13 protein-coding genes and 2 tRNA genes are annotated in these 17289 nt (G+C 64.0%); 11 read left to right on the top strand and 4 right to left on the bottom strand.

What is annotated here, in order from left to right; genetic code table 11:
• Nucleotides 1–94: 94 nt before the first annotated feature.
• The 4 genes from ACT4ML_RS10010 (at nucleotide 95) to ACT4ML_RS09995 (ending at nucleotide 3040) form a co-directional block, all read left to right on the top strand.
• The gene (locus ACT4ML_RS10010; protein ID WP_444720735.1) at nucleotides 95–676 is read left to right on the top strand and encodes an LURP-one-related/scramblase family protein; all 582 of its coding nucleotides are present in this window, start codon (nucleotides 95–97) and stop codon (nucleotides 674–676) included.
• 126 nt (nucleotides 677–802) lie between these two features.
• Nucleotides 803–1456, top strand: coding sequence for an HVO_0476 family zinc finger protein (locus ACT4ML_RS10005; protein ID WP_444720734.1), 654 nt, complete (start codon nucleotides 803–805; stop codon nucleotides 1454–1456).
• Nucleotides 1457–1536: 80 nt separating this feature from the next.
• Complete coding sequence (locus ACT4ML_RS10000) at nucleotides 1537–2181, top strand: protein-L-isoaspartate(D-aspartate) O-methyltransferase (protein ID WP_444720733.1); 645 nt, start codon at nucleotides 1537–1539, stop codon at nucleotides 2179–2181.
• Nucleotides 2182–2269: 88 nt separating this feature from the next.
• Entirely contained in the window at nucleotides 2270–3040 is a 771-nt protein-coding gene (locus ACT4ML_RS09995) for a protein-L-isoaspartate O-methyltransferase family protein (RefSeq protein WP_444720732.1), read from the top strand.
• A 700-nt stretch (nucleotides 3041–3740) separates the two neighbouring features.
• On the opposite strand, the gene ACT4ML_RS09990 is transcribed toward ACT4ML_RS09995, so the two are convergent.
• The 4 genes from ACT4ML_RS09990 to ACT4ML_RS09975 all read right to left on the bottom strand — a co-directional run bounded on the left by ACT4ML_RS09990 (nucleotide 3741) and on the right by ACT4ML_RS09975 (nucleotide 7021).
• Nucleotides 3741–5894, bottom strand: coding sequence for a bacterio-opsin activator domain-containing protein (locus ACT4ML_RS09990; protein WP_444720731.1), 2154 nt, complete (start codon nucleotides 5892–5894; stop codon nucleotides 3741–3743).
• Nucleotides 5895–5978: 84 nt separating this feature from the next.
• Nucleotides 5979–6428, bottom strand: a complete 450-nt coding sequence (locus ACT4ML_RS09985; RefSeq protein ID WP_444720730.1) for a group I intron-associated PD-(D/E)XK endonuclease — start codon at nucleotides 6426–6428, stop codon at nucleotides 5979–5981.
• Nucleotides 6429–6596: 168 nt separating this feature from the next.
• A tRNA-Asp gene (locus ACT4ML_RS09980) sits at nucleotides 6597–6669 on the bottom strand.
• 279 nt (nucleotides 6670–6948) lie between these two features.
• Nucleotides 6949–7021: transfer RNA gene (locus ACT4ML_RS09975), tRNA-Asp, on the bottom strand.
• Nucleotides 7022–7350: 329 nt separating this feature from the next.
• Here ACT4ML_RS09975 and ACT4ML_RS09970 point away from each other — a divergent pair.
• The 7 genes from ACT4ML_RS09970 (at nucleotide 7351) to ACT4ML_RS09940 (ending at nucleotide 17248) form a co-directional block, all read left to right on the top strand.
• Nucleotides 7351–7578, top strand: coding sequence for a DNA-directed RNA polymerase subunit H (locus tag ACT4ML_RS09970; protein ID WP_444720729.1), 228 nt, complete (start codon nucleotides 7351–7353; stop codon nucleotides 7576–7578).
• Nucleotides 7579–9159 (top strand): DNA-directed RNA polymerase subunit B'', encoded by a 1581-nt coding sequence (locus tag ACT4ML_RS09965; protein WP_444720728.1) that lies wholly within the window; start codon nucleotides 7579–7581, stop codon nucleotides 9157–9159.
• Between the two features lie 3 nt (nucleotides 9160–9162).
• Nucleotides 9163–10992, top strand: coding sequence for a DNA-directed RNA polymerase subunit B (gene rpoB, locus ACT4ML_RS09960; RefSeq protein ID WP_444720727.1), 1830 nt, complete (start codon nucleotides 9163–9165; stop codon nucleotides 10990–10992).
• Between the two features lie 3 nt (nucleotides 10993–10995).
• On the top strand, nucleotides 10996–13923 hold the full coding sequence (locus tag ACT4ML_RS09955; protein WP_444720726.1) for a DNA-directed RNA polymerase subunit A': 2928 nt from the start codon (nucleotides 10996–10998) through the stop codon (nucleotides 13921–13923).
• Nucleotides 13916–15112, top strand: a complete 1197-nt coding sequence (rpoA2, locus tag ACT4ML_RS09950; protein ID WP_444720725.1) for a DNA-directed RNA polymerase subunit A'' — start codon at nucleotides 13916–13918, stop codon at nucleotides 15110–15112. The genes ACT4ML_RS09955 and rpoA2 overlap by 8 nt, the downstream gene beginning before the upstream one ends.
• Before the next feature lie 3 nt (nucleotides 15113–15115).
• Nucleotides 15116–15541: a NusA-like transcription termination signal-binding factor gene (locus ACT4ML_RS09945; protein ID WP_444720724.1), complete on the top strand. Its 426-nt coding sequence runs from the start codon at nucleotides 15116–15118 to the stop codon at nucleotides 15539–15541.
• A 195-nt stretch (nucleotides 15542–15736) separates the two neighbouring features.
• Entirely contained in the window at nucleotides 15737–17248 is a 1512-nt protein-coding gene (locus ACT4ML_RS09940; protein ID WP_444720723.1) for an aldehyde dehydrogenase family protein, read from the top strand.
• The last annotated feature ends 41 nt before the right edge of the window (nucleotides 17249–17289 follow it).

The following is a 17289-nucleotide window of genomic DNA, read 5'->3' as shown; positions in this document are numbered from 1 at the left end:
AGCCGGAGAAGTCATCATATCGGCTCGTCTAACACATCAGTATTCCTGTCTGAACCTGGTAGATTCAAGTAGAGGCATTGTCTGAGTGAGTACGATGAGCGACACTCGAGGGTACGATATCGAGGGCATCGAACTCACGGACGACCGTTACACGGTCGAACAGGGCTTTATTCGAAACAAGTACCGAGCGCTCGACCGCGACGGGAACGTCGTCCTCCGGGGGAAACAGAAGATGCTGAAGATGAAAGAGGAGTTCCCCTTCGTCGACGCCGACGGCGACGAGGTGTTCACGGTCAAAGCCGGCGGTATCATCGACGTGGCGGGGAACTACGTCCTCACCGACGCCCGAACCGGCGAGGATCTGATCATTCTGGACAACGACTACTCGCTGCTCCAGGACACGTGGAAGATCCGCGACGCGACGACCGAGGAGAAACTGGCCGAGATCAACTCTCGCGGCGCGCTGGTGACGCTGGCCCGGAACGTCGTTCCGTTCGGCGGCTGGATCCCCCACAAGTACGAGATCACCGACCAGACGGGCGATCACGTCGGCTCGATCGACGGCCAGTTCTCGCTGCGGGACCGCTACGAGATCGTCATCGACGACGCCAGCTCCGTCCCGAAAGAGCCCATCGTCGCCGCGGCGATGGTCATCGACGCGATTCAGGGGAACTAACCGCGTCTCACGCCCGCTTCCCGAACCGAACCCAATGCAGTCTGTCGGTTCGGTCGACAGTCGAGGATCGCAGGCGGCGACGACCGGTTCAATCGGCTTTTAGGTGCGTAGCCGCTACGATGGGTTATGAGCGAAATCCCGGATCGGGTTCCGACGCCCTGTCCTTCGTGCTCGCCGGACCTCGAGACGGTCCACGAGGTACTCACGGAAGGCGGCGGTACCCTCACCGTTCGGTGCAGCGAGTGTAGTCACGTTCACAAAGTCCAGCCCGACCGCGAGAGCGAGGTCACCCTCGACGTGGTCGTCTCGCAGGGCGGCGAGTCCTTTACGGCGAACGTCACCACGCCCGAAGACGAGACGATCGAGGTCGGCGACGAGTTCATCCTCGAGACCGAGGAAGTGCTCTCGACGGTCCGCGTGACGAGCGTCGAACTCGACGGCCAGAAGCGAGTCGAGGAGGCTTCCGCCGACGAGATCGAGACCGTCTGGACCCGCGAGGTCGACAACGTCGGCGTCAACGTCACCGTCCATCCCCAAGACGGCTCGAGAGACGACAGCCGGAGCATCACCGTCCACGTCCCCGGCGACTACGAGTTCGAGGTCGGCGCGGTCGAGTCCTTCGGCGACGACGAGTTCGAGATCGACGCCTTCGTCGTCCGCGGCGACGCCGAGGGCTACCGACGGGACCGCTTCGACGAGGGCGGCGACACCGCCTTCGCGAAGGACGTCAAGCGCGTCTACGCCTACGACGAGCAGAGCAGCGCCTGGTCTGCGTGGTAAGCGGTTCTCCCGGTTTCTGACACCGCCCCGTATTTGCCGCCCGGTACCATACGGTTCTCGAGCGCGTACTCGATCCACCCATGTTTGACAGTTCCAATAGCGACGAGGCTCCACGCCAGCGGATGATCGAGACCGTCGCGCCGCGCGTGGACGACGACCGCGTCCTCGAGGCGCTCGAGGCGGTCCCACGCCACGAGTTCGTCCCGCCCGACCGCCGGGACAAGGCCTACGCTGACCGCCCGCTGCCGATCGGCGACGGCCAGACGATTAGCGCGCCGCACATGGTCGCGATCATGGCCGATCTGCTCGCGGTCGCCCCCGGCGACGACGTCCTCGAGATCGGGACCGGCTGTGGCTATCACGCCGCGGTCACGGCGGAACTGGTCGGCGACGAGGGCGTCTACACTGTCGAATACAGCGAGGAACTGGCCGATCGGGCCCGCGACCGACTCGGGGAACTCGGCTACGACGGCGTCTCGGTCCGCGCCGGCGACGGCCGCGAGGGATGGCCCGACCGCGCGCCCTACGACGCGGCCTACTTTACCTGCGCGGCGTCTTCCGTTCCCGATCCCGTCGTCGAGCAGGTCAGAACCGGCGGTCAGATCCTCGCACCGATCGGGACCGGCATCGGGAGTCAGCGACTCGTCAGCGCCACGAAGCGGGCGGACGGCTCGCTCGAGCGGACCGAGCACGGCGGCGTTCGGTTCGTGGAGATGCGGGGGTAGGTCGGCGCTGCGACGCCGCCGACTCGAGCCCCGTCGTGGGTGACCGCGCAAGCGCGTCATTCATAACAGCCGCCCCGATAGCTGGGATATGGACCCCGCGGTACTGCGAGAGGATATGGTCGACGGCCTCGAGTCCCCACCGAGGGACATCCTCGCGGACGAGGATCTCGCCGTCGCGATGCGCGACGTGCCTCGCCACGCGTTCATCGACGAGGAACGGACGGCCTACGCGGACCGCGACCACGAGGCGCTCGGCACCCGCGTCCTCGCGCCGCGGACGGTGGCGCGACTGCTGCAGGCCCTCTCCCTCGAGGACGACCAGTCGGTACTGATCGTCGGCGTCGGCGTCGGCTACACCGCCGCCGTGGCGGCCGAAATCGTCGGCGAGACGAACGTCCACGCCGTCGACATCTCCCGGCCGCTCGTCGTCGAAGCGCGAGGGAATCTCGCCGAAGCTGGCTACGACGGCGTCCTCGTCGACCGTCGCGACGGCGCGGACGGCCTGCCCGAATACGCGCCGTTCGACCGCATTCTCCTCGAGGCCGCCGCCGTCGATCCGCCTCGCGCGCTGCTCGAGCAGTTGGCCGACGGCGGGCAACTGGTCTTTCCGCGCGGCACCCACCAGCAGCGCCTCGAGGCCGTCTCGGCCGACGGCGAGACCGATCGGTTCGACGCCGTTTCGTTCGATCCGCTGTTGGTCGAGGGCGAACAGTCGGGTGCCGTCGAGCGCAACCGAATGGCCCGCGAGGATCGCGAACGCGCACAGCGACGCGCCGAATCCCGCCGCGGCTGGGAACAGGACTGGATCGAGTGGGACGAGACAATCGACCGGCAGTCCCAACGGAGCCGATCACAGTAGCACAGCCGCTCTCTGGCGAGTGTGAGAGCGAGAGTCACGTTCGGAGCCGGTTCTGACGAGTACTTTTCGATGGATTCCGTCCAGAAGACGCCAGTCCCGACGACTGGCGTTTCTCGAGCGCACAGCAGACCGTCGTCTCAACGGGTATCGCGACGGACCGATGCCACTCACAGTTTCAGTGCGTCGGAAAGTGGGGGTGGGGGAAAGGGGGGTGGCGACAGTCTGTCTCAGATCGCCACTTACGGGTACACACTGGTGGGGGTTAAACGTAATTTCTAATGCTTTAGTGGCGTTTGACGAGTGGTACTAATCAATTAGTACCTACTCGCCCAATTTGCTACGGTAATCGCTTTCCGATACCCATAGTAACTCAGCCGACGCGTGAGATCGATAGCGGATCACGCGCTCATCGCGCTCTCGAGACCGCAGTGACGATTGTCCCGAACCACAGGTACTCGGTTCACGAATCGGTCGCGGGACCCATCGTCTCAGTCTCGGTCGCCAGCCGCGGCTGTCCGGGTTTCGCTACCGAGGCCTCGAGCGGATCGAAGAGAACGCCGTCGCTATCGGAAATCGGTTCGGAAAGGGGTTGGGGATGAGGGTGGCGACGAGTGGTTTCAGATCGCCACTATTCGGTAGGAACCGATGCGAAATAAGAATACGTCCTACCTGTTTGTAGCCGCTTCCCTCACGGTACTACTTACGTAGAATACCCGTCGAAGGCCAGCGTCACGAGTTTCCGCTCGGCCGCCCGCAAGTGGTAGTGATACGTCGGCGGCGACACGCCGAGCGCGTCCGCGAGATCCTCGCCGGTACTCTCTCGGGGCCACTCGAAGAAGCCGCTGTAGTGCGCCGCCTGTAACGCCTCGAACTGCTTGTCGGTGAGCCGCTCCGCGAGGTAGGCATCGAGCCGCCGCGCCGATCGCGTGTGCGTCGTCTCCCGTTTCGCCACCAGTTCCGTCTCGGGGTACTCCGCCTCGATCGCCTCGACCAGCGACCGCGTCTCGACGCCCTGTGGCACCTCGAGGACGAGCGTCGAGGCACCGTCTTCGGCCGTCGCCAGCCGTATCTGGACGTCGTAGGTCCGCAACACGTCGAGGAACGGGGTCGACGTGACCGTGAGTTCGAACAGCGTCTCTTCGTCACCGTCGGACACCACCGACAGCGTCTCGATCGACGCCCACTCGGCCTCGAGGTCGGTGAGCGACGCCGTCGCCGGCGCGCTGACGAACAGGACGATCCCGTCTTCGCCGCGATCGATGACGCCCTCGAGCGTGATCGGGGCCGCCGTCTCGACGTACGCCGAGAGTCGATTGAGCAGCAGCCGCGAATCCCCCACGGCGAGCTCGAGTTCGAGGCGACTGTCGGTCACCATCGCCCGCGTCCGCTCGACCGACCGGATCGCGTGCCCGGTCGTCTCCCCGAGTTCAGCCAGTACCTCCCGCTCGCTCTCGCCGACCGAATCGGCCCCCGAGACGTGGACCACCAGCGCGCCGTACCGGCGGTCGTCGGCGATCAGCGGAATTCCGAGCACCGTCTGATAGCCGTAGGTCAACGCCGCTTTGCGCCGTGATTCCCAGCGGTCGTCCTCGAGGACGTCGCGTACCAGTTGCACCCGCCCGGTCTCGAGCGTCTCGCGGGCCAGCGTGATCTCGGGCGCGCACGCGCCGTCGCCGCGGATCCGGTCGATGTAGGCCGCGTCGATCCCGGACCAAGCGGTCGGTGCGGGCGGCTCGTCGTCGTCCGCGGCGATCCAGGCGAAGCGATACCGGTCCGTCTCGGCGAGGCGATCGCACACCGTCTCCTCGATCGCCGCGCGCGTCGACGCCTGCGCGATCCCGTGATTGATCTCCCGGACGATCTCGTTGGTGTGGTTGAGCCGCGTCAGCTCCTCGTTTTGCCGGGTCAGGGTGCGATCGTGATCCCGAAGCAACTGCTCGCGCTCGGCCCGATCCAGTGCGGCCTCGGTGTTGGCCGCCAGAATGTGCAACAGTTCGATCATCGTCTCGTCGAACCCGTCGACCTCCTCGCGGCCTGCGACCAGGACGCCGTGGGTCCCGAGCGGAACGATCAGCTCGCTCCGGCTCACCGTCTCGGCGGGCTCGATGCCGTCCTCCAGCGGTGTCGATGCCCCCGCGCCGTCCTCGCGAGTCACGTCCTCGTAGTAGGCGCTCTCGCCCTCCGAAAACGCCGCCCAGACCAGTCCTTCGCCCCGCTCGAAGGTCTGCTCCGGATCGTCCAGTTCGGAGGATCGCCCCGTCGAGGCCGCGTGCTCGAGGCTGCCGGCCGTCGGCTCGAACGCGTAGGCCGCGGCGACCGTCACGTCGAGGATCTCGCCCGCCGTTTCGACCGCCGACCGATAGATCTCGTCTTTGGTCTCCGCCCGCATCAGGTCCCGCGTCGTCTCGTGTAACGTCGTCAACGTCCGCTCGTAGCGGCGCTCGCTCTCGCGGAGTTCCGTTTCCGTGCGGTACTGCGCGACGGCGTTCGTGATCTGATTCGCCAGCAACGCGTACTGCTTCTTCCCCGACTCCTTCTGGAGGTACTGGGTGACGCCCGCCGCGATCGCCTCGCTTGCGATCTCCTCCGATCCCCGCCCCGTAAACAGGATGAAAGGCAGATCGGGATCGTCCTCGCGAACGCGCTCTAACAGCTCGAGCCCCGTCATCTCCGGCATCTCGTAATCGCTGACGATACAGTCGACATCGCGGCGCTCGAGTACGTCACGCGCCGCCGTGCCGTCCGTCGCCGTCTCGGCGACGATCGAATCGCGCTCTCGCTCGAGCATCTCTCCGGCGAGATCGGCGAACCCCGGTTCGTTATCGACGACGAGTACGGTGATCGGTTCCGTCATTGATCTGAATTCCCACGCGAGCGTTTCCTGACGTACTGATGAGGAGTGACTAAACGATTAGCATTCGACTATCATCCGTTCGAATTACCTAGTCGTCTCGTTTGGGCCGGATTCGGGAGTGCACGGGATACAGCCGTCGAATTCGTAGTCCATCGCCCAGTTTATCGATGGGTGATCTATTTCGGACTCGAACCGAAGTTCCATCTTCTGTCCCGTTGCGTCGGCCGCACGGATCCAGTAAAACTGCTCGTTTTCAGGATAATAGACCAGAAACGCGTCGACCAACCCGTGATACGTCTCTTCGTGATAGGTACCGTCTTTCGTCGTCTGTGAATGCGTGTTGAATCGGAGCGTTTCCGGTTTATTCGACCACCCTGTTTTGCACTGAATTCGGTACAGGGCGGTCCCGTCGTCGACGATCAAACCGTACTTGTCGTTATCGCCAAACGGAATCGAGACGCTGTAGCCGGACGCGATGAGTTCGGAAATCGCTCTCGCTTCGGTTTCGTCGCCGACCGCTTTCGAGTTCCGCATATCGAGATACGCCGCGGGATCGGGTAAGAACAATTGGGCGGCAAACCAGTCGTAGCGGTGCTGTTCTAGCTGCAGTTTTGTTGAAACCACCGCTTACTTCGCTCACGGAGTGCCGCTTCGCCTTCATACCGCCGTACGCAACGCTCACCGGTTTGATCTTCGAAAAAGCGCCCGAGGCGGGATTTGAACCCGCGTCACAACCGTGACAGGGTTGTATGATGGGCCACTACACCACCCGGGCTTGCAACTCTTGGTTTCCCGGTCACGGTATTAAGGGTTTTGTTCCGGGATCGTTTGGACGGTTCAGTGACAGAAACTGGTCCATCAGGCCGAATCATTTCCGAGCAGCATCCACGATTTTGTGCGTTCGAGATTGCATCATCACATCGACAACTCAGCATAGTCGGAGCGAATATTCTTCCCGGTGAGAATACGAGATGCGACGTTTTCATTGTCCATTCCGATCACGGACTCTTCTCGTCGGTACAGTATTCACTCGAGGAATTGCGTCGACAGAAAACGCCCGAGGCGGGATTTGAACCCGCGTCACAACCGTGACAGGGTTGTATGATGGGCCACTACACCACCCGGGCTCCATCACATCGTTGCCCGCTACTGGTATTAAGGCTTTTCAATTAAACGCCGTATGGTACGGGCAGCCTCCCCGTGATTATCGGCTCGAGCCGGTCACAGCCCACTGACCTATGACACCGAACCCCACGACCCACAAGGAATATAACTGAGAACCGGATACTCTCGAGTGTGATCGACGGTTCCGGTCAGGTTCGCCCGGCCGGGTAGCCCTGCTTGTGCGTCGAGTTAGTAACCGTTAAATGCCTCCCGCCGCTACCTGCCTGTAGTATCTCGTGACAGCCGCTTCTCTCCCAATAGCCGACACGCACACCCACACACACACCAATACATGGTAGACGTAAGCCAACACGAACTGGTTCCGGAGCACACCATCCTCGAGGAGGAGGCCCTCGAGGAGGTGCTCGAGGAATACGATATCGACCGTACAGATTTACCGAAGATCAAGCGCAACGATGCCGCGCTGCCGGACGACGCAGAGCGCGGCGACGTAATCAAGATCGTTCGCGACTCGCGGACGACCGAGCAGTCAGTCGTCTATCGATACGTGGTGGAATAAATGGCAATGGAACTCAACCGCGACAAACGACGAGAGATCTCGCGCGAATACTTCTCGAAGGAACGGATCGCCGAACATCACTACCGCTCGTTCAACGCCTTCCTCAACCGGGGGATGCAGGAGGTCGTCGACGAGAAGGCGACGATCGACACGGATATCGGCGACAAGGAAGGCGAGGAACCGGTCCACGTCGAACTGGGCGACGTCCGCGTCGTCACGCCCCGCGTTCGGGAGGCCGACGGCTCCGAGGAACTGCTGTACCCACAGGAGGCCCGACTCCGAAACATCACCTACTCCGCGCCGGTGTTCATGGAGATGTCCATCGTCAAGGGCGAGGAGGGCGACCAGCGGGTCGTCGACTCGACCGAGACGAAGATCGGCCGGATGCCGATCATGGTCGGCTCCGACAAGTGTAACATCGCCGGCTTCTCCGACGAGGAACTGATCGAGATCGGCGAGGACCCCGCCGACCCCGGCGGCTACTTCATCGTCAACGGCTCCGAGCGAGTCCTGATGACCAGCGAGGACCTCGCACCGAACAAGATCCTCGCGGAGTACGACAGCAAGTACGGCGACGAGATTCAGGTCGCAAAGACCTTCTCGCAGCGCCGTGGCTACCGTGCGCTGGTGCTGTGTGAACGGAACCGCGAAGGGCTGCTCGAGGTCTCGTTCCCGTCGGTCTCGGGATCGATCAACTTCGTCACCCTCGTGCGTGCACTCGGACTCGAGAGCGACGAGGAGATCGTTCACAAGGTCTCGAACGATCCCGAGGTCGTCAAGTACATGCTGGAAAACCTCGAGGAAGCGGAGGTCCAGACCGAGGAGGGGGCCATCGAGGAACTCGGGAAACGCGTCGCCTCCGGCCAGGGGAAAAACTACCAGCTCAAGCGGGCGAACTACGTCATCGACCGCTATCTGCTGCCACACCTCCACGAGGACGGCGTCGAGGAGGAAGACGTGCGGATCAACAAGGCCCACTACCTCTGTCGGATGGCCGAGGCCTGTTTCGAACTCGCACTCGGTCGGCGCGAGTCCGACGACAAGGACCACTACGCGAACAAGCGCCTGAAGGTCAGCGGCGACCTGATGAAGGACCTGTTCCGGACCGCGCTGAACAAGCTGGCGCGGGACGTGAAATACCAGCTCGAGCGTGCGAACATGCGTAACCGACAGCTCTCGGTGAACACGGTCGTCCGCTCGGACGTCCTGACCGAGCGCCTCGAGCACCCGATCGCGACGGGGAACTGGGTCGGCGGCCGCTCCGGCGTGAGCCAGCTGGTCGACCGAACGGACTTCATGGGCGTTCTCTCGCACCTGCGTCGGCTTCGCAGCCCGCTTTCGCGCTCGCAGCCACACTTCGAAGCGCGGGACCTGCACGCGACCCAGTGGGGTCGCATCGGGCCGTCGGAGACGCCGGAGGGACCGAACTGCGGACTGGTGAAGAACTTCGCGCAGTCGATGGAGCTCTCCCAGAACGTCGAGGACGAACAGGAACTCAAACGCGAACTGGCATCCATGGGGGTCGAGGGCATTCCCGGCCTCGAGGGTATCGAACGAACGGCGGCCTCAGGGGACGACTAAATCATGAGCAGCCAACAACGAGAGGCGAAAGTCTACGTCAACGGATCGCTGGTGGGGACACACCCCGATCCGCACGAACTGGCAGAACAGATCCGGGAAGCGCGACGCATCGGCGACGTCAGCGAGATGGTCAACGTCTCGGTGAAAGATCGCACCCGCGAAGTGATCGTCAACGCCGACGCGGGACGGGCCCGACGACCGCTGCTGGTCGTCGAGGACGGCGAGCCACGCATCTCCGATCAGGAGATGGACGCGCTCCGAGAGGGCGACCTCGAGTTCGAGGATCTGGTCGATCACGGCTACATCGAGTTCATCGACGCCGAGGAGGAAGAGGACATCCTCGTCGCCGTCGACGAAGACGATCTGACCGAGAAACACACCCACCTCGAGATCGACCCGTCGCTGATCTTCTCGATCGGTGCGGGGATGATTCCGTATCCCGAGCACAACGCCTCGCCCCGCATTACGATGGGGGCAGGGATGATCAAGCAGTCGCTGGGGCTGCCGAGCGCGAACTACCGCATTCGACCGGACACGCGCCAGCACCTGCTGCACTACCCGCAGCTCTCGATGGTCAAGACCCAGACCACCGAACAGATCGGTTACGACGAGCGGCCGGCGGCACAGAACTTCGTCGTCGCCGTGATGAGCTACGAAGGGTTCAACATCGAGGACGCGCTGGTCATGAACAAGGCCAGCGTCGAACGCGCGCTCGCCCGCTCGCACTTCTTCCGCACCTACGAGGGCGAGGAACGCCGCTACCCCGGCGGACAGGAAGACCGCTTCGAGATCCCCTCACAGGACGTCCGCGGTGCCCGCGGCGAGGAAGCGTACAACCACCTCGACGAGGACGGCCTCGTCAACCCCGAGACGACGGTCGACGAGAACAGCGTCCTGCTCGGGAAGACGAGCCCGCCACGATTCCTCGAGGAGCCCGACGACATGGGCGGTCTCTCGCCCCAGAAACGGCGTGAGACCTCCGTTACCATGCGATCCGGGGAATCCGGAATCGTCGACACCGTCACGCTCATGGAGGGCGAGGACGGCTCGAAGCTCTCGAAGGTCTCGGTGCGCGACGAGCGGATCCCCGAGCTCGGGGACAAGTTCGCATCGCGACACGGACAGAAGGGTGTCGTCGGCCACCTCGCACCCCAAGAGGACATGCCCTTCACCGAGGGGGGCGTCGTTCCGGACCTCATCGTCAACCCACACGCGCTGCCATCGCGGATGACGGTCGGTCACATCCTCGAGATGATCGGCGGCAAACTCGGTGCGATGGAGGGTCGCCGCGTCGACGGGACGCCGTTCCTCGGCGAGGACGAGGACGAACTCCGTGGCGGACTCGAGGAGTCCGGCTTCGATTCGGCCGGCAAGGAGACCATGTACTCCGGCGTCACCGGCGAGAAGATCGAGGCCGAGATCTTCGTCGGCGTCATTTTCTACCAGAAGCTCTACCACATGGTCTCGAACAAGCTGCACGCCCGCTCGCGCGGGCCGGTGCAGGTGCTGACCCGGCAGCCGACGGAGGGGCGCGCCCGCGAGGGCGGACTCCGTATCGGGGAGATGGAACGCGACGTGTTCATCGGTCACGGGGCCGCGATGACGCTGAAGGAACGACTCCTCGACGAGTCCGACCGCGAGTTCATCCACGTCTGTGCGAACTGCGGGATGAGCGCGGTCGAGAACGTCGAACAACGGCGTGTCTACTGTCCGAACTGCGACGAGGAAACCGATATCCACGAGATCGAGATGAGTTACGCCTTCAAGCTCCTGTTAGACGAGATGAAGGCCCTGGGTATCGCACCGCGACTCGAACTGGAGGACGCCGTCTAAACCATGCAAGACACGACACCAAAAGACATCGGACAACTTTCCTTCGGGCTCATGGAGCCCGAGGAGTACCGGGAGATGAGCGCGACGAAGATCATCACCGCCGACACCTACGACGACGACGGGTTCCCCATCGACATGGGGCTGATGGACCCGCGTCTCGGCGTGATCGACCCCGGCCTCGAGTGCAAGACCTGCGGCAAGCACTCGGGTTCGTGTAACGGCCACTTCGGTCACATCGAACTGGCCGCACCCGTCATCCACGTCGGCTTTACGAAACTCATCCGGCGGCTCCTGCGAGGGACCTGTCGGGAGTGTTCGAAGCTCCTCCTCACCGAGGACGAACGCGACGAGTTCCGCGACCAGCTCACGGAATCCCGGAAGCTGAGCCGCGATCTCAACGACGTGACGAAGGCGGCGATCCGGCAGGCCCGCAAGAAGGACCGGTGTCCGTTCTGTGGCGAAGTCCAGTACGACATCGACCACGAGAAGCCGACCACCTACTACGAGGTCCAGCAGGTCCTCACGAGCGAGTACTCCCAGCGCATCGCCGGTGCGATGCAAGGCGACGAGGAGGAAGGCGTCGAGCGAACGACGCCGGACGAACTCGCCGAGCAAACGGAGATCGAACTCACTCGAGTCAACGAGATCCTCTCGGGCTCGTTCCGCCCGCGGGAGAGCCAGCGCAAGGCTATCGAGAAGGCCCTCGATATCGACCTGACCGAGGAGGACACGAACAAGCTGATGCCGAGCGACATCCGGGACTGGTTCGAAAACATCCCGGACGAGGACATCGAGGTACTGGGGATCAACCCCGAACGCTCCCGTCCCGAGTGGATGATCCTCACCGTCCTTCCGGTACCGCCGGTCACCGCGCGACCGTCGATCACGCTGGATAACGGCCAGCGCTCCGAGGACGACCTGACCCACAAGCTGGTCGACATCATCCGGATCAACCAGCGGTTCATGGAGAACCGCGAGGCGGGTGCGCCCCAGCTGATCATCGAGGACCTCTGGGAACTGCTCCAGTACCACGTCACCACCTTCATGGACAACGAGATCTCGGGGACGCCGCCGGCGCGACACCGCTCCGGCCGGCCGCTCAAGACTCTCTCCCAGCGGCTCAAGGGCAAGGAGGGTCGCTTCCGGGGTTCGCTCTCGGGCAAGCGCGTGAACTTCTCCGCCCGAACCGTCATCTCGCCGGACCCGACCCTCTCGCTGAACGAGGTCGGGGTCCCGGACCGCGTGGCAAAGGAGATGACCCAGACGATGAACGTCACCGAGCGCAACGTCGCGGACGCCCGCCGGTTCGTCTCGAACGGCCCCGAGGGCCACCCCGGCGCGAACTACGTCCGACGACCGGACGGTCGCCGGCTGAAGGTGACCGAGAAGAACTGCGAACAGCTCGCCGAGAAGGTCGAGGCCGGCTGGGAGGTCAACCGCCACCTCATCGACGGCGACATCGTCATCTTCAACCGCCAGCCGTCGCTCCACCGGATGTCGATCATGGCCCACGAGGTCGTGGTCATGCCGTACAAGACGTTCCGGCTGAACACCGTCGTCTGTCCGCCGTACAACGCCGACTTCGACGGCGACGAGATGAACATGCACGCGCTCCAGAACGAGGAGGCCCGCGCCGAAGCGCGCGTCCTCATGCGTGTCCAAGAGCAGATGCTCTCGCCGCGGTTCGGCGAGAACATCATCGGGGCCATTCAGGACCACATCAGCGGGATGTACCTCCTGACCCACGACAACCCCCGGTTCAACGAGACGCAGGCACTGGACCTGCTCCGTGCCACCCGGATCGACGAACTGCCCGAACCCAGCGGCATCGACGACGAGGGCGAGCCGTTCTGGACCGGGTACGACGTCTTCTCCGAACTGCTGCCAGACGATCTGAACCTCGAGTTCACCGGCACCGTCGGCGACGAGGTCGTCGTCGAGGACGGCCAGTTGCTCAAGGGGACGATCGCCGAGGACGAGGTCGGCGAGTTCGGCGGCGAGATCGTCGACACGATCACGAAGGTCTACGGCAACACCCGCGCCCGGATCTTCGTCAACGAGGTTTCGACGCTGGCGATGCGTGCCATCATGCACTTCGGGTTCTCGATCGGGATCGACGACGAGACCATCCCCGGCGAGGCACAGGACCGCATCGACGAGACCATCGAGGACGCGAACGACCGCGTCGAAGAGCTGATCGAGGCCTACGAGAACAACGAACTCGAGAGCCTGCCCGGTCGGACCCTCGACGAGACCCTCGAGATGAAGATCATGCAGACGCTCTCGCGTGCCCGCGACAACGCGGGGAACATCGCTGACGAGCACTTCGACGACGACAACCCGGCCGTCGTCATGGCGGACTCCGGTGCCCGCGGATCGATGCTCAACCTGACCCAGATGGCCGGTGCAGTCGGCCAGCAGGCGGTTCGGGGCGAGCGGATCAACCGCGGTTACGAGGACCGCACCCTCTCTCACTACGAGCCTAACGACCTCTCGGCCGAGGCACACGGTTTCGTCGAGAACTCCTACACGAGCGGGCTCACGCCGCGGGAGTTCTTCTTCCACGCGATGGGTGGTCGCGAGGGCCTGGTCGACACGGCGGTCCGGACCTCCAAGTCCGGGTACCTGCAGCGGCGGCTGATCAACGCCCTCTCCGAACTCGAGACGCAGTACGACGGCACGGTCCGGGACACCTCGGACACGATCGTTCAGTTCGAGTTCGGTGAGGACGGCACCTCGCCGGTCAAGGTCTCCTCCGACGAGGACAACGACATCGACGTCGAGCACATCGCCAGCCGCGTGCTCGACTCCGAGTTCGACTCGGCCGAGGAGCGAGAGGAGTTCCTCGGGTCCAGACCGCGACCGACGAACCTCTCGGAACACGCCGACGACCGACTGACCGAGGGTACGGAGGTGACCTCCGATGACTAACGTCGAGTACGCCGTCGACGACGACACGATCGCGGTCGTCGAGGACACCGACCTTCCCCGCCGGCTCAAAGACGAGGTCTACGAGACGCTCGAGGCCCGCGATGGCGCGACGGTCGAGGAGGCCGACGAACTCGCGAAGGCCGTCGAGACTCGCTATCTCGACACGCGCGTCGACCCGCTCGACCCCGTCGGGACGGTCTCGGCCCAATCGATCGGCGAACCCGGAACGCAGCTGACGATGAACACGTTCCACTACGCCGGCGTCGCGGAGATCGACGTGACCCAGGGGCTGCCCCGGCTGATCGAGCTGGTCGACGCTCGGAAGACCCCGGACACGCCGATGATGACCGTCTACCTCGAGGGCGAGTACGCGACCGAACGCGAGAAGGCCCACGAGGTCGTCTGGAACATCGAGGCGACCCAGATTCTCGCACTGGGCGACGTCTCGACGAACGTCGCGGACATGCGCGTCCAGATCTCGCTCAACGAGGACACGCTTCAGGAACGGATGATCACGGCCGAGGAGGTCGCCGAGATCATCGAGGACTCGCTCGGCGTGAGTACGGTCCAGCAGGGAGCCCGGATCGAATTCGGCCCCGAAGAGCCGTCCTACCGCGATCTCCTCCAACTCGTCGAGGAGCTCCGCGACATCACGTTCAAGGGAATCGAGGAGGTCTCGCGGGTCGTCATCCGCCGCGAGGAACTCGATAACGGCAACGAGGAGTTCGTCCTCTACACCGAGGGATCGGCCTTCGGGGATGCCCTCGAGATCGAGGGCGTCGACGCCTCGCGGACGACGTGTAACAACATCCACGAGATCCACCGCGAACTCGGGATCGAGGCCGCCCGCGAAGCCATCATCGAGGAAACGAACAACACGCTCGCCGAACAGGGGCTCGACGACGTGAACGTTCGGCACCTGATGTTGGTCGCGGATATGATGACCAACCGCGGCGAGATCGAGTCGATCGGTCGCCACGGCATCTCGGGCTCGAAGGAGTCCGTCCTCGCCCGCGCGGCGTTCGAGGTGACGGTCAATCACCTGCTCAACGCCGCGATCCACGGTGAGGTCGACGAACTCGACGGCGTGACGGAGAACGTCATCGTCGGCAAGCCGATCAAGCTCGGGACCGGCGACGTCGACCTCCGGATGGGATCGACCACTTCCGGTAGCAGTCAGGCCGACTGATCGATGGGCGTTACCCTCGATGACGACGCCCGTCGATATCTCGCCGCCTTCGAGGACGTGACGGGTGTCGACGGCCGGGACTGTCTCGTCACCGAGGGCGGTGACAGGCTCTTGATCGTCGTCGAACGCGGCGGCATGGGCGAGGCGATCGGCCCCGGCGGCCGCACGGTCGAGCGACTCGAGGACCGAGTCAACGCACGGGTCCGCTTCGTCGAAGGGGCGGACACGGCCGAGGCGTTCGTCGCGAACCTCCTCGCGCCCGCGGCGGTGTACAACGTCACGATCAGCGAGAACAACGATACCGTCGCCTACGTCGAAGTCGCGGAAGACGACCACGGCGTCGCGATCGGTACGAACGGGCGGACGATCGACGCTGCCCGAACGCTCGCGGCGCGCCATTTCGGGATCGACGACGTACAGCTGATCTGAGCGTTCGTTCTCCCCTCTTCGTTACCGTCCGCCGATACACAACGCTTGGTTAGTGACTGGAAGCTGAGATGCTGTGCGACCAGTGATCGGTTTCACCTCGACGCGGTAGCGCCTTCTTGCGAGTCTGTCCTCCCATTTCCGCTCGAGACTATCATAACCAAACCAATAAACGGACGCCACCTAGAACGAATTCGTATGACGGGTACGGAGACACAATCTGCTGACGAGCGAGACGTAGACGAACTCGATATCGCACCGGAAGACGGGTGGAACGCACTGTATCTCGACGGGGAGTGGGTTCCCGCTGGCGACCGCGACTCGATCGATGTCGAAAACCCCGCGAGGCGGACGACCGTGACCACGGTGCCATCGGGAACCGAGGACGATGTCGACGAGGCGTACGCCGTCGCGGCGGCAGCCCAAGAGGAGTGGGCTGAGCGACCGCCACAGGAGCGAGCCGCGATCGTCTCCGAGGCCTGTGAGTTACTCGGCGAGTACGCCGCCGACCTCGAGACGCTGTTCGCGGTCGAGTGCGGCGGCGTCCAACTGAAGGCTGGCTTCGAGACCCAGCTCGCACAGGGGACGATGGAGGTCGGTGCCGGGCTGGCGATGCGCGACGGCGGCCGCCGCAAGGATTCGGTCACGCCGGGCAAGGAGAACCTGCTCGTGCGCGAACCGGCCGGCGTCGTCGGCGTCATCACGCCGTGGAACTTCCCGCTGTATCTCTCCAGTCGTGTCGTCGCGCCAGCCATCGCGCTGGGCAACAGCGTCGTGCTAAAGCCCGACGAGCACACTCCGCTGACGGGCGGGCTCGTGCTTGCGAAGGTCTTCGAGGAGGCCGGTCTTCCCGAGGGCGTCCTGAACGTCGTCCCCGGATACGGCCACGAAATCGGCGATCACTTCTCGGGCCACGACGTTCCGTCGGTGATGTCGTTTACCGGCTCCTCGGAAGTCGGACGCGGCGTCGGTCAGCGCGCCGTCGGCTCGTACACGGAGCCCGCACTGGAACTGGGCGGCAACAACGCTCACGTCGTGCTCGAAGACGCCGACCTCGAGCGGGCGATCGACGCCGGCGCGTTCGGGTCGTTCACCCATCAGGGCCAGGAGTGTATCTCAATCAATCGTCACCTCGTTCACGAGTCGCTGTACGACGAGTACGTGGCCGGACTGGCCGACCGCGCCGAGCAGCTCCCCATCGGCGATCCGCTCGAGGAAGGGACTCTCGTCGGACCGGTGATCAACGAGAGCCAGCGCGACAAGATCGTCGGCTTCGTCGAGGAGTCGGTCGAGCGCGGTGCGACGGTCGAGACCGGCGGGAGCCACGACGACCTGTTCGTCGAACCGACGGTGCTATCGGACGTCTCCAGTGACATGCCGGTCGCCTGCAACGAGCACTTCGGACCGGTCGCGCCGGTTATCCCATTCGAGAACGACGAGGAAGCGATCCGTATCGCCAACGACACCGAGTACGGTCTCTCGGGATCCGTTCACTCGACGGACGTGGCTCGAGCGCGCGACGTGGCTGACGCGATGGAGACGGGCATGGTCCACATCAACGATCAGCCGTTAAACGACGAGCCACACGTCGCGTTCGGCGGCGTCGGCGCGTCAGGGATGGGGCGGTACAACGACGAGTGGATCATGGATACCCTGACGACGCTGAAGTGGATCTCGATCCAGCGCGAGCCGCGGGAGTACCCGTACTGACCCTGGGTTCGACACCCTTGAGGCCGGAGAGCTGTTCGAGA

It is taken from the genome of Natrinema sp. LN54 (assembly GCF_052439245.1).
Classification (GTDB): Archaea; Halobacteriota; Halobacteria; order Halobacteriales; family Natrialbaceae; genus Natrinema; species Natrinema versiforme_A.
The sequence above is the reverse complement of the archived record's forward strand: the minus strand, read 5'-3'. Positions and strand labels throughout refer to the sequence as shown.